At 70.1% G+C, this 13121-nt stretch carries 11 protein-coding genes; 3 read left to right on the top strand and 8 right to left on the bottom strand.

All coding sequences use genetic code 11. The features are described from left to right. The 3 genes from D7V97_RS29540 to D7V97_RS29530 all read left to right on the top strand — a co-directional run. The coding region (locus tag D7V97_RS29540; protein ID WP_233583303.1) for a DUF6178 family protein at window positions 1–952 on the top strand (952 nt) is incomplete at its 5' end. A gap of 243 nt (window positions 953–1195) precedes the next feature. Beyond that, a complete protein-coding gene (locus tag D7V97_RS29535) occupies window positions 1196–2479 on the top strand; it encodes an O-antigen ligase (RefSeq protein ID WP_120613979.1) in 1284 nt (427 codons plus the stop codon). Then, entirely contained in the window at window positions 2469–3623 is a 1155-nt protein-coding gene (locus D7V97_RS29530) for a glycosyltransferase (RefSeq protein WP_120613978.1), read from the top strand. Before D7V97_RS29535 ends, D7V97_RS29530 begins: the two co-directional genes overlap by 11 nt. 533 nt (window positions 3624–4156) lie before the next feature. Here the strand turns inward: D7V97_RS29530 and D7V97_RS29525 are convergent. From D7V97_RS29525 to D7V97_RS29485, 8 genes are all read right to left on the bottom strand, one after another. Continuing rightward, window positions 4157–4375 (bottom strand): hypothetical protein, encoded by a 219-nt coding sequence (locus tag D7V97_RS29525; RefSeq protein WP_120613977.1) that lies wholly within the window; start codon window positions 4373–4375, stop codon window positions 4157–4159. Between the two features lie 141 nt (window positions 4376–4516). Continuing rightward, window positions 4517–5479, bottom strand: a complete 963-nt coding sequence (locus D7V97_RS29520) for an ornithine cyclodeaminase family protein (protein ID WP_120613976.1) — start codon at window positions 5477–5479, stop codon at window positions 4517–4519. 141 nt (window positions 5480–5620) lie between these two features. Next, window positions 5621–7018, bottom strand: a complete 1398-nt coding sequence (locus D7V97_RS29515; protein WP_120613975.1) for a DUF1552 domain-containing protein — start codon at window positions 7016–7018, stop codon at window positions 5621–5623. 5 nt (window positions 7019–7023) lie between these two features. Further along, the gene (locus D7V97_RS29510) at window positions 7024–9351 is read right to left on the bottom strand and encodes a DUF1588 domain-containing protein (protein ID WP_120613974.1); all 2328 of its coding nucleotides are present in this window, start codon (window positions 9349–9351) and stop codon (window positions 7024–7026) included. A gap of 356 nt (window positions 9352–9707) precedes the next feature. Next, window positions 9708–10805, bottom strand: coding sequence for a quinone-dependent dihydroorotate dehydrogenase (locus D7V97_RS29500; protein ID WP_120613972.1), 1098 nt, complete (start codon window positions 10803–10805; stop codon window positions 9708–9710). A 3-nt stretch (window positions 10806–10808) separates the two neighbouring features. Continuing rightward, window positions 10809–11801 (bottom strand): adenosine deaminase, encoded by a 993-nt coding sequence (add, locus tag D7V97_RS29495; RefSeq protein ID WP_120613971.1) that lies wholly within the window; start codon window positions 11799–11801, stop codon window positions 10809–10811. Between the two features lie 36 nt (window positions 11802–11837). Further along, a complete protein-coding gene (locus D7V97_RS29490; protein WP_120613970.1) occupies window positions 11838–12539 on the bottom strand; it encodes a Smr/MutS family protein in 702 nt (233 codons plus the stop codon). A gap of 24 nt (window positions 12540–12563) precedes the next feature. Continuing rightward, a partial coding sequence (locus D7V97_RS29485) for a TerB family tellurite resistance protein (RefSeq protein WP_120613969.1) occupies window positions 12564–13121 on the bottom strand: 558 nt, incomplete at its 5' end.

Genomic DNA, 13121 nt, shown 5'->3' with positions numbered 1-13121 from the left:
CCCCAGCGCCGCTCCCGCGCTCACCACCAACGGTGGCCACGTGGACTACGTGGAGGCGGCCTTCCGGGACCTGTCCGACACGGAGCGGATGAACGCGGAGGACGAGCTGCGCGAGGTGGCCAACGCAGTGCTCGTCGCCGAGCTGGGCGACCCGGGTGACCTGGACGCCGTGCGCCGCGTGGGTGAGTGGGTGCGCGACTACCTGTCGCTGGGCCTGGAGCACCTGACGGGCGGGGACCCGGCCCGGGCGCCGGACGCGCTGCGGGACACGCCCCTGCGCCGCGTCTTCCAGGTGGGCTTCACGCTGACGCTCCAGCTCAAGTACCGCGCGGACCGGCTCTTCAAGGAGCCCTTCGTGAAGCTGGACGACGTGCCGCTCGTGCTCCCCGAGGAGGCTGCGGCGCTGGAGGCCCTGCGCCGCAAGCGTCCCCGCCGGGCGCTGCGAGTCCCGGGCGCGGAGGCCGTGCCGTTCCGCTCGCTGCGGGAGGTGGCCGGCTCGGAGGTGCTGCTCGCGCGGGCGGAGGCGCAGGTGGCGGCGCTGGGCGCGCTCCTGGGCGGCTCCGAGTCCGCCGCGCACACCGTGCTGGCGCGCTTCGGCGTGTCCCTGGACGTGCTGGGCGTGGAGCGGCTGTGGGCGGCGGTGGTCGCCATGGCCGTCCTGGAGGAGCGCGTGGACGTGCGGCCCGTGCCGCTGGGGCGCACGGTGGAATTGGGCCAGCGCCTCTTCGAGGGCTCACCGGAGGCGCCGCGCCTGCGCGCGAGCGCGGCGGAGCGGGCCCTGGCCGCGCTCACGCCCGCCGTTCCGGAGCGTGCGCGGGAGGAGTTGCGTCGGGTGGTGAACGTCACGCTGGCGCGGCTGGTGTCGGAGCTGGGCTCACCGTGGCTGCGCGAGGGGCGGTTGGACCTCATCGCTTCCGCGGTGCTTCCGATGGAGAGCGCGCCGGTCCCGTAGCTTTTTCAGCCTTGCCCGGCCCCCGTGTCGGGGGTGATCGCGCAACTGCCCGAAGATACGGGCTTCCTGCGCCTGCATCCCCTGGCACGCCCGCTGCTTTGCCCCCGCCCGCTGGCTGTTCGTCGGTGTCGCGCATGCGTTCCGCGTGCGGCGTGCCTGCGTCCGGCCAACCAACGGCTTTCCAAGAGGGCCAGGGGCACGCGTGTGACGGGACGAGCGACCGACAGCGAAGGGGTGGAGTTCATGGAACCGGGCGCGCAGGGGCAGCGTCGCGACGTGCTGGCTTTCTTCCTGCTCGTGGGGTTCGCGGCGGTGATGTACGCGGTGCCGGGTGAGTGGATCCCCGCGCTCGCGCCGCTGCGGCTCGCGCTGCTGACGTCGGGCCTGGCGGCCGGCCTGATGGTGATGCGGCGGCTGGGCAAGGCGGAGCCGCTCTATTTCGACGGGGCGCGGGGCATCGCGCTGCTGGCGTTCTCGTCGCTGGCGTTCTGTTCGGTGGCGTGGTCCGTCAACCCGGACGTGACGCGCTTCCAGGGCGTGGAGCTGCTGAAGCTCACGGCCATCTACCTGACGCTCGTGAACGTCATCACGAACAGCAAGCGGCTGGCGGCGGTGTGCGCGGCGATGGTGCTGGGCGCCATCGTGACGTCCATTGGCGTCATCAACTGGTACATCGTCGGCGAGAACATGGTGGAGGGCTTCCGTTCGCGCTGGGTCGGCGTGTACGCGGACCCCAACCACATGGCGATGAACCTGGTCGTCGTGGTGCCGCTCGCGGTGGCCTTCGTGGCGCGCAAGAGCACCCCGTGGTTCTTCCGCATCCTCTGCGGCGCGTCCGCCATCCTGTCGGTGGTGGCCATCGTGCTGTCGCACTCGCGCGGTGGCTTCATCGGCCTGTCGGTGGCGATGGCGCTGTGGGCCATCCGCGAGAAGCGCCGCATGCAGGCCATCGTGCTGGGCACGGTGTTCGTGCTGGGCCTGGCGGTGTTCGCGCCCAAGAGCTTCTGGCAGCGCAACGAGACGGTGACGAGCTTCCACGAGGACGCGTCCGCCATGGGCCGCGTGTACGCGTGGCAGGTGGCCAGCCGCATCAGCCTGGACAAGCCGCTGCTGGGCGTGGGCGCGGGCGGCTTCCGCTACGCGTGGTTCGAGTACGCGCCGCCCGAGGCGCACCGCGCCTACGTGGCGCACAACATCTTCCTGGACGTCATCGGGGAGCTCGGGTGGATCGGCCTCCTGTGCTTCCTGGTGTTCTCGGGCGGATCCGTGGGCGGGGCCGCGGCCGCGTCGGCGGATTCGGAGATGGGGTGGCTGGCGCGCGCACTCCTGGCGTCGGTGGCGGGCTACCTCATCTGTGACTTGTTCTCCGGGTACATCCTGTCCGCGCACTGCTACGTGCTCTTCGGCCTGGCCGCGAGCGCGCACCGCATCGCGCAGGCCCGGGAGCGCGCCCTGGCGGTGGGGAGGCAGCCGGCACAGAACGCGGTGCCGGGAGCCACGTGGGAGGGGTCTGGGCATGCGGCGTGAGGAAGCGCGGATGGGGCAGGAGCCCCTCCGTCTGGTGGAGTTCACCCGGTCGTTCCACATTGGTGGCACCGAGGTGCAGGTTCTGGAGCTGCTGCGCGGGCTGCCGTCCAGCTACCAGCTGCAGGTGTCGGTGCTGGAGGATGCCGGGCCGCTGATGGAGTCCGTCCGGAAGCTGGGCCACGCGCCGGAGGTGTTCCCGCTCAACGGGTCGCTCGTGAAGCCGAACACGGCCCTTCAGATCCTCCGCCTGTCGCGCTGGCTCCGGAAGCACCGCGTGCAGCTGGTGCACGTGCACGACTTCTACTCGAGCATCCTCGCGGTGCCGGCGGCGAAGCTCGCGGGCGCGAAGGTCATCGTCGGCCGGTTGGACCTGTCCCACTGGCAGGGCAGGGCCCGCCGCCTGCTGCACGCGCAGATGACGCGCATGGCGGACCACGTCGTCGCCAACGCGGAGGCCATCCGCACGATGCTGGTGGAAGAGGAGGGGCTGCCCGCGGACCGCGTCTCCGTCATCCACAACGGCCTGGACCTGCGGCGCTTCGACGCGCGCGTCGCCGAGGGCCTCAAGGCGCCGCTCCCGGACACGGGCGACGTGCCCACCGTGGTGCATGTGGCCAACATGAACCACCCGGTGAAGCGGCAGGAGGACCTGCTCCTCGCGCTTGCCATGCTGCGTCATGAGGGCATGAGGCTGAACGCGTGGCTCGTGGGAGACGGCCCGCGCCGGCCCGCGCTGCAGAAGATGGCGCACGAGTTGGGCGTGGCGGACGGGGTACACTTCCTCCTGCACCGCTCGGACGTGCCGGCCCTCTACGGCCGGGCCACCTTCGGCGTCCTGTGCTCGTCCGCGGAGGGCATGTCCAACGCGGTGATGGAGGGCATGGCCGCGGGCCTGCCCATGGTCGTCACGCGGGTGGGCGGCAACCCGGACCTCATCGTGGACGGGGAGCGGGGGCTCGTGGTGGAGCCGCAGCGGCCTGCCCAGCTCGCCCAGGCGTTCCGCCGGCTGCTCTCCCAGCCCGAGGAGGCCCGGAAGATGGGCAAGGCCGCCCGGCGCTTCGTCGCCCGCGACCTGTCGCTGGAGAAGCTGGTGGGACAGCATGATGCGCTGTACCGCCGGGTGGCACAGCGGCCCCAGGGCTGAACCCTGCCCCTCGGGGCCGGGAAACGTCAGACCCCCCTGGATAATGCGAGCCCGTCCTCAAGCAATTGGGGGCGGGCGCGTTCGTATGGAGGGGGAAGTGCTCCGCGCTTATCCCTCCGTGCGTTTCCAGGTTATAGATGGGAATAGCTCGTTTTTCGTGGAGATTGGTAGGAAGCCTGTGGTAATGGCGCCAGGGGCATTGCGAGTCACACCGGGCGTGCTCACCGTGGGTGGCGTCGGATCAGGCGGATCAGGAATCACCGCCGGCAGGACGTGGTTTTGAAGGAAGCGGACGTCGAGCGCGGGGCCCGGAGGCACGGGACGCGGGGCGGACGCTGAACATGAAGGTGGCGCGGAGTAGCCCTGAGGGCCTGCTTCGCATCCGCCCGCGACTTTACGAGGCCCTGCCAGTCGGCACGCGGCCCGGGGCGCTCGCCGGTAAAACTCCAAGGTGCCGGCGAGCGCTCTCTTTTTTGCCTGAAGCGGTGGAGGGGAGGCGACAGAGGCCTCCACCCGTCCCCCGCCGAGAGCGACTACTTCAGGTTGCCAATCACGGACATCGTGGTGCTGTCCTTGAGCAGGTTGGAGACGAAGTTCACCGTCTCCTGCTGCTTCTGGAGCATCAGCTGGGCCTCGGCGCGGGTCCGGTCATCGCCGCTGAGCCCCTGGAGCATCTTCTCCTCGGTGGCGTTGAGGCGCTGGCTGGTGTTCAGCGCGGCCATGACGGTCCGGTCCGAAATCTTCGAGCTCATGCGCACCACCTGTCCTGGCCGCCCGGCGCGGGACGCGTCCGGGCGGAGAAGTGAGTCTGGGAGATTATCGCGGAAACCGGAGAAAGTTTCCCCGTCCCCGAAAATCCGTGCGGGACGGGACGCTTCCCCCGGCGTCCCCGCCTAGGCGTCCCCGACGAGGTCGAAGAGCTGCCCCACGCCCCTGGCGCGGGCCACGTCGTAGAGGGCGCGGGCCAGGGCCACGTCCTGGACGGCGAGGCCGGTGGAGTCGAAGACGGTGACCTCGTCCCCGGTGCGGCCCGGCTTGCGGCCCGCGACGACCTCGCCCAGCGTTCCGGCGAGCTGTTCCGCCGACAGCAGGCCGTCGTGCAGGGGGACGTTGACCTCGCCGGAGTGGAGCGCCTGCTCCGCATCGTCGATGAAGACGCGCCCTTCGACGAGCAGGCGCGGATCCAGCTCCTGCTTGCCGGGGGCGTCCGCGCCCATGGCGTTGATGTGGGCGCCGGACTTGACCCACTCGCGGCGGACCACGGGGGCGCGCGCGGGCGTGGCGGAGCAGACGATGTCCGCGCCGGAGGCCTCCTGGAGGCTCACCACGCGGCCGCCCTTCTCCTGCTGGAGGGCCTTGGCGGCCTGCTCGGACACGTCCGCCATGAGCAGCTCCAGGTCGCCGAAGAGGGCGCGGTGCGCGTCGATGAGCACCCGCGCCTGCACGCCGCAGCCCACGAGCCCCAGCGTGCGGGGCTGCTTCTTCGCCAGGTACTTGGACGCGATGCCGCCCGCGGCGCCGGTGCGCCACGCGGTGAGCAGCGTGCCGTCCAGGATGGCCAGCGGGGAGGCGGTGTCCGGGTCGCTGAGGATGTAGACGGCGCGCACCGTGGGCAGGCCGTGCTTCTGCGGGTTGCGCGGATGGGCGTTGACCCACTTCACGCCCGCGGCCCCGTCGAGGAACGCGGGCATGGCGCGGAAGTCGCCGTCGTACTTCGGCAGGGACAGGTACACCTTGGGCGGCATGAGCGCGTCACCCCGGCCATGGGCCAGGAAGGCGCGCTCCACGGCTTCCAGTCCGAGTTCGACGGTGTAGAGGCCGCGCAGCTCTTTCGCACTGAGGAGGAGGGTGGGCATGGCGGCGCTATACCCAAGAACGCAGTGCCCCCCAAGGACTGTCACGCCCCCACTGCCCGCCAGCGGCACTTCGCCCGGCGGGCGGGCATGTCTGTGATTGGCTGCGCGCTCAGCGCATCTTCAGCAGCCCGTACTCGCGGCTCAGCCATACAGCTCGCTCAGCGGTCCCGGCGCGATGCGCGTGCTGCCCTCCTGCCCGAAGGTGTTGAAGTCCGCGTCTCCGAACGCGTGGCCGAGCGTGTTGAAGAGGTTGGAGACCTGCCGGTTCCGGGCCGCGTCGTACTTCGGGTACACGACCGTGCGCCCGTCGGTCTTCAGGCCCAGCGCGTTGCCGCCCACCACGAGCTTCGGCCACTCACGCGAGGTGGAGTGGTGCTGCTCGCCGTTGTCGGACATGAAGACGATCGCCGTGTGATCCAGCATCGAGCCGCTCGCGCCGACCTCGGGCGTGGCGGCCAGCGTCCTCGCCAGGTTCGCCACCAACTGCACGTGGCGGCGGGTGACCTCGGCGACGCGATCCCAGTTCTGCCCCGCATCCAGGCCGTGCTGCAAGTTGTGTCGCGGGATGTCGCTCACGTCCGGGCCGTAGGACACGTCGAAGCCCGAGGTGCCCGTCGCCAGCACGACCGTGTTCGTCAGCCCGCCCAGGAGGGACGCCGTGGCGATCTGGAACTGCGCCTCGAACCACTTCAGCGAGTCGGGCGGTGAACCCGCTCCGGTGAGCAGCGGGTTGTCCTTCGGCGACAGTGGCAGGTAGGGCCGCACGCGGTCCGCCATGCCTGTGAGCTGATCCTCCCGCGTGCGCAGCGACTCGAGCGAGGAGACGTAGCGCTCCAGTTTCAGCCGCTCGTTGGAGTTGCCGCGGAACTCCGCCAGCGCCTTGCGCGAGTCGGCCAGCGCGAAGTCGAAGAGCATCTTGCGATCGCGCCCATTCGTCGAGCCGCCGAGCAGCGAGCCGAAGGTGCTGTCGAACGCGAGCGACGGGTTGACGATGATGCCCGCGGGCTTGCGGGGTCCGAGCGCGCAGGTTTCGTACACGATCGACACGCGCGCGGAACTGGTGCCCAGGCGCAGCACGTCGAACGGTGCACCCCGGCGCAGGCGAGGTGCGATCACCGCGTCGAAGGTCGCGCCCGCGCCGTTCACCGCGCAGCTCAGCCCGCCCGTCCCGCTGGAGTGCCCGCCGCCCGCGATGAGGTTCGAGAGCCCCAGCAGCACGGCGGAGCGGTTCACCAGGTCGATGTTGCCGGAAGACGCCGCCAGCGGCCCGAGACTGATCGCGCTGGCGAGATTGTCGCCCTCACGCACCAGCGGCGTGTCCTTGTACGCGTCCCAGAAGAGGCGGTCGGAGGTGTTGGCGCGGCCACCCAGCGCCGCGCGGGTGCCCGTGCTCAGGAGCGCGCGGGGGTAGACGCCATTGCACTCGAGGACCAGCACCAGGCGCGCCGGCAACGCTGACGACTGGGCGTAGACGTCGTGGAAGTAGGGCGCGAAGAGGCCGGCGGCCATGCCCTTCAGGACGGTTCGTCGCGAGAACATGGCAGTCACTCTCCAGCCTGCGGCACACGCCGCGTCTTCCAGGTGTCGCTGGTCATCAGCGTGGTCAGCATCTTGGAGAACGAGCCTTTGTTCTGATCATAGGCCTGCTCCATCTGCGTCAGCGTGCAGGCGTCGCTCGGGTTCTCCGGGCGTCCCATGAAGTAGCGGAAGGCCTGTCGTACGAAGCAGCGCTTCACGTGCCGCGAGGTCGCCAGGCGCTCGCTCAACTCCACCGCGTCGCGCACCGGGCCGTCCAGCGCGGGGTCCGGCATCGACGTGAGCGTCGAGCTTCCGTCCGGCGGGGTCCAGCCTCCGCTGGTCGAGTGATCCCGCGCGCGCAGGAAGCCCGCGTGGTTGTAGATCTCGAAGGGCAGGCCGAGCGGTTCCATCAGACGGTGACAGCCCTGACACTGCGATCCGGCGGTCGCCTCCTGCAGGCGGCGGCGCGCGTTCTTGTCGGCGGCGTGACCGCCGACCTGGGCTGCTACCTGCACGCTGCTGAGCGGCGGGACGAAGCCGCACAGGAGGTTCTCGCGCACCCACTTGCCGCGGTGGACGATGGACGGATCGTCCTCGAAGTTGCCGCCGTGCGCGGCCAGCCACACCGGGTGGGTCAGCACGCCCGCGCGCTCCGTGGCAGGCAGCGTCTTCCAGCGGCCCGCGACGGTCGCCGGGAGGATCTCGCTGACGTTGTAGGGGTGCGAGAGGCCCTTATGCGAGTCGTACGCCGCGTTCTGCATGGAGGGCACGTAGAAGGTGCGCGTGGTGAGCAGGTTCGCCAGCACGTCCTGATCCTCGACGACCACCCGCGCGATCAGGTCGTCGAACTGCTGGATGAAGGTCGGCTCCAGCGGATGGAAGTTGGTGAGCAGGTTCTCGTACGAGACCGAGCTGATGTAGTCGAGCCCCTCGAGTTCGAAGCGCGAGGTCGCCGCCGGGGACTCCTTGAACACCGCGGACACGTGCCCGTAGCCGAGCCACTCGCGGAAGAAGCCCGCGACGCCGTCACCCAGCCAGTACTGCCCGCGCTTGGAGCGCTGCTCCTCGTTGTAGTCCTGCACCAGATCGAAGCGCGGTGTCCCGTTCTGGTTGGCGTCGACGCCGCCCAGGTGCTTCTTGATCAGGGCGGTGGTCGTCGCATCCTGCGTGAGCGAACCATCCTTCGCGGCAAGGGCCACGTCCGCCAGATGCCCCTCGAGGGGCGCGGAGTAGTACGGCCACACGAAGCTCGGCGTGGCCGAGGGCGCGCGCGCTGCCAGCGCGTAGGCCAGCTGCGAGCCCAGCTCGAGGCTGGTCAGTTCCACGCGACCGTCGGCCGGCTCGCCGCCCAGCTCGCGGCGGAACATGGCGCCGGTCATCATCCACGCGGCGTTGGAGATCCGCGTGATGGAGTCCGCGCGGTTCTGCGGGGAGTTGCTCGGTTCCTGCGCGATGACCGCGGTCGCGAAGGCGGTGAGGCGGGTGAGCTCATCCTCGGTGGGTGGGCGGAAGAAGACGCCGAACTCGAGCATCTGGCCGAGGTGGAAGCGCTTGCAGGTGTCGCTCGGGTTCGCGTCGTTGAACATGCAGCTGAAGCGGCTGTTGGTGAAGACCCGCTCCATCCGGTTGCCGTCCGGGTAGTTCATCGTCCACGGCGCGGCGGCCGCGCCGACCACCGGCAGGAAGAGCTCCACCGTGGCCTCGTCCAGCGTCTCGTCCGTGGCCCAGGAGCTGTACTGCTCGATGGCGCTGGGATCGAGCGGGTTGTCGTAGAAGCTGAACCCGGTCCAGCTGCGCTCGACCGAGCCACCGACGTTGCGGGTGAACTCGCGCCGGTTCATGCGGCGGATGCGCGTCGGCGCATCCGAGCGCACGCCTTCGGTGCAGGTGAAGAGCGCGGACTGATCGAGCAGGTTGGGCTCGGGCACGACGGTCACGGGCGGGCCGTTCGTGCCACTGCAGAGGGGCATCCCCTCCTTGATCCAGGTCTCGAGCGCGGTGCGCTCGGCTGCGCTCGCGCGCTCATGCGGGGCTGGCGGCATCGGAGACGCGTCGTCGCGCATGCGGATGAGCGCGCGCTGGGCGTTGCTGAGCTTCCCATCCATCGCCGAGCTCACCCGCATGTCGTGCAGGGTGCGCAGCGGCATCGTCGCCCCCTGGGTCGGCAGTGCGCCGTGACAGCTGGCGCAGCGATTGGTGAGCACCGACTGCACCACGCACGCGGCGCCCAGGTTTCCCCCGGACCCACCGGGCTCCCCGGGGTTGTTGGGGCCTCCGTTGTTGGTGTTTGGCCCGATGTTGCCCTTGCACGCAACGAGGCTCAGCAGTCCGGCCAGAAGGAGGACGCGGTTCATCCGGCCAGTCTGGCACGGACGGCGGGTGGAAGAGAAAGCTGGCTCTGCCAAACGGGCTCGGACGGGACTGGCGCCCATCCTGATCAGGCGGCTACCGGGCCACGGGGTTCCCGGCCGAGCAGGTCAACGCGGCCGGCACGGACCACAGCGAGAAGGCCCGGACGGTCGGCATCGCGTTTCGAAGAACAGCCGGGAGCCGACGGCGGTGAGGTTCTGGATGCGCCGCTCACCCATGTCCGGCGCGGGGAGCGTCAGCAGGGCGACGGTGCCCCCAGGCGTCCCGTCGCTCTTCCACAGCGCGATGCGCTGGTCCTCTTCCTGCACCACGAAGTCGAAAGCGAACGGAGGCGGCGGCGCTACACCGGAACGGCGGGCGTCCCCGTATGCGCATCCACGCCAATCACGTCGCGCACGGACGCGAAGCCGTCCCGGGCCAGCAGGGCGCCCAGCTCCGGGAGGATGCGGTCCACCATGCCCGGGCCCTCGTAGATGAAGCCCGTGTACACCTGCACCACGGTGGCTCCCGCGCGCAGCTTCTCGTAGACGTCCTGGGCGGTGAACACTCCGCCCACGCCGATGAGGGGCAGGGCGCCCCGGCTGCGCTGGTACGCGCGGCGGATGACAGCGTTGGCCAGCTCCCGCACGGGCGCGCCGGACAGGCCGCCGGCCTCCTTCGCGTGTACGTGCTCGAAGGGGCGGGTGAGGGTGGTGTTGGTGGCGATGAGTCCGGACAGCCCGCGCTTCATCGCCACGTCGACCACTTCATCCACGGCCTCGGGCGTGAGGTCCGGGGCGATCTTCAGGAACAGCGGCGTGCCCGGGGCCACGGCCTCCATCCGCTCGCGCACCGCGAGCAGCAGCGCGGAGAGCTGCTCCGGCTCCTGCAGCTTGCGCAGGCCCGGCGTGTTGGGCGAGGACGCGTTGACGACGACGTAATCACCGAGCGCCGCGAGCGCATCCACGCACGCCACGTAGTCGTCCACCGCGCGCTCCAGCGGCGTGTCCTTGTTCTTGCCGATGTTCACGCCCAACGGGCCGGGCTTCCACGAGCGGCCCTTCAGGTGCTCCGCCGCGGTGGCCGCGCCGTGGTTGTTGAAGCCCATGCGGTTGATGACCGCGCGGTGCTCCGGCAGCCGGAACAGGCGCGGCTTCGGGTTGCCCGGCTGGGGCTTCGGCGTGACGGTGCCAATCTCCACCGCGGAGAAGCCGCAGGCGAACAGCCCGTCCACGGCCTCCGCGTCCTTGTCCAGCCCGGCGGCGAGCGCCACCGGGTGGGCGAACTTCAGCCCCGCCAGCTCCACGGACAGGTCCATGGGCGCCAGGCGCAGCGTGTGCTCGCGCATGGCGCGGCAGCGGGCGGGCCACTTCCCCAGGGCCGCGAGCCCGGACATGCCCAGCCGGTGCGCGGGCTCCGGGGGCAGGGTGAAGAGCAGTGCGCGAGTGAAGCCGTACATGCGTCAGGCCGGGATGAAGGACGCCTCGCGCGCCCACGCCAGGGCCTGGTCCACCTGTTCGGTGGAGAGCAGGCCGTTGGACTCGACGATCTCGATCTCCCGCCGCATGTCCGTCTCCAGCAGGTAGGGGCCGTCCGTGTTGATGGTGAACTTCACCTTGCGGTCCCAGAACGTCTGCATGATGTGCTTGAGCTCCGCCAGGTCCTCCACGGCCTTGGTGTGGATGTTGGACGTGGGGCACAGCTCCAGCGTGATGTTGTTCTCACGCAGGACCTTCATCGCGGACTCGTCGTAGGCGGCGCGGATGCCGTGGCCGATGCGGTGGGGCTTGAGCTTGTCCACCACCGCCATCACGCCCTCGGCGCCCGTGCCGGCCGTCTCGCCGGTGTGCACGGTGCACTTCAGGCCTGCCTTGCGCGCGCGGGCGAAGAGGTCCTCGTACTGGGCCAGCGCGGGCTTGTGCTCCATCGCGTCGCGCTCGGTGCCGGCCAGGTCGATGCCGTACACGCCGCGGCCGCGGTACTTGATGGCCTTCTCCACGATGATGCTGTTGAGCTTGTGGTCGAACTCGCGGGCCAGGCAGAAGATGAGGCCCACCTTCACGCCGTACTCCAGCACCGCGCGGTCCATGCCCCGGAGCGCGGCGTGGATGATGTGGTCCAGGTCCAGCTCGGAGGACAGGTTGCGCTTCATCGGGTTGAAGCGCAGCTCGATCTGCGTGACGCGGCTGCCGCGGTACTCCTTGCCAATCACCTCGTAGACGGAGCGCTCGATGGCGCTGGGAGAGGATTGGATCTTCTCCGTCCAGGTGTGGAGGATCTTCAGGTAGTCGTCGAGGCTGCCCACCTTGCCCGGACGGGAGGTGATCAGCTCGACGAAGTCGAAGTAGTTTTTGACGGGAAGCTTGAAGCCCTGCTGATGGGCAATGGACCACAGGATGTGCGGAGCCACCGCGCCACCCACGTGGATGTGGAGGTCAATCAGGTCGCGAACCATGGCGGCATGTATGCACAGCCCCGGGCACGCGTAAAGCTATCGGCGAAGGAGCACGTACACCGCGCCGGTTCCCCCGTCCTGCGGCCGTGCCGTGGCGAACGCCAGCACCAGCCGCTCCATCCGCTTCTGGGACAGCCACACCCGCAGCCCCTCCTTCAGGACGGGCACCTGGTCCTTGGAGTTCAAACCGCGCCCGTGGACGATGAGCACGCAGCGCTTCTTGGAGCGCTGGCTGTCGGACAGGAAGCGCTCCACGGCGCTCCGGGCCTCCGCCTGCGTCTTGCCGTGCAGGTCCAGCGTGTCCTGCACGGAGAAGTCGCCCCGGCGCAGCGAGCGCAGCAGGTTGCGGTCCACGCCGGGTGCGGCGCCCTCGATGAACTCGTTGGAGTCCGCGACGTCGAAGCCGCCCTCGCCCGCGACGAGCTCGGAGAGCTGGGCCAGCGCCTCCGCGTTGTCGTCGATGATCTCCGGCAGGCGCGGGTTCACCTTGGGGGCTTCACCCCGGTTGGTGATCTGCTGCACGCCGTCCATGGCGGAGAAGAAGAGGCCCACGTCGTCGTCCTCAGGCCGGGCCTTGGGGGCCTTCACGGGCTTCGCGACGACCTTCTTCTTCGCGGCGGCTTCGGCGGCGGCCTTCTGCTGCTCCTGCTTCTCCTGGTCCTGGAGCGTCTTGATGGCGGACTTGAAGGGGTTGTTCTGGAAGGCCGCTTCCTTCTTCTTCGGGGGCTGCTTGCTCATGGGATTCCCTGGTTCTAACCCGGGCTACAGACCGCGCAGCCGTCGGATTTCCTCGTAGGCGTCGCGGACCTCCTGGAAGCGGCGGGCGGCCTGCTCGGCGGCCCGGGGCCCCAGGTGGCTGGACTTGTCCGGGTGGTGGGTGGCGGCGAGCTTGCGGTAGGCGCTCTTCACCTCCGCGTCGGAGGCCTCCGCCGTCAGGCCCAGGCGCTCGTAGTGGGCGGTGGCGTCGCCCAGGTGCTGTTCGGCCAGGGCCTGGGCCTTGTCGTCCGGGACGTCCAGCCCTTCGGCCACGCGCTGGAGGGCCTCGCGTTCGGAGCGCTGGAGCGGGCCGTCCGCGAGCGCCAGCTCATAGAGGGCGTCCAGGAGGCGCAGCCGTTCGCCCGCAGGCAGGGCTTCCAGGCAGGAGGCGAGCGCCCCCGGCGCGTCGAGCGAGGCAGGGTGTCGCAGGAAGTCCTTCAGGTGACGGCGGACGGCCTGGACGGTGTGGGCGTCCGCGTGGAGGACCTCCTCGAAGTAGCGGCGGACCTCGCGGACCTCCTCGCGGCGCACGTCTCCGTCGGCGCGGGCCACGTCCACGAAGAG

It is taken from the genome of Corallococcus sp. CA053C, assembly GCF_003611675.1.
In the GTDB taxonomy this organism is placed as follows: domain Bacteria; phylum Myxococcota; class Myxococcia; order Myxococcales; family Myxococcaceae; genus Corallococcus.
The sequence above is the reverse complement of the archived record's forward strand: the minus strand, read 5'-3'. Positions and strand labels throughout refer to the sequence as shown.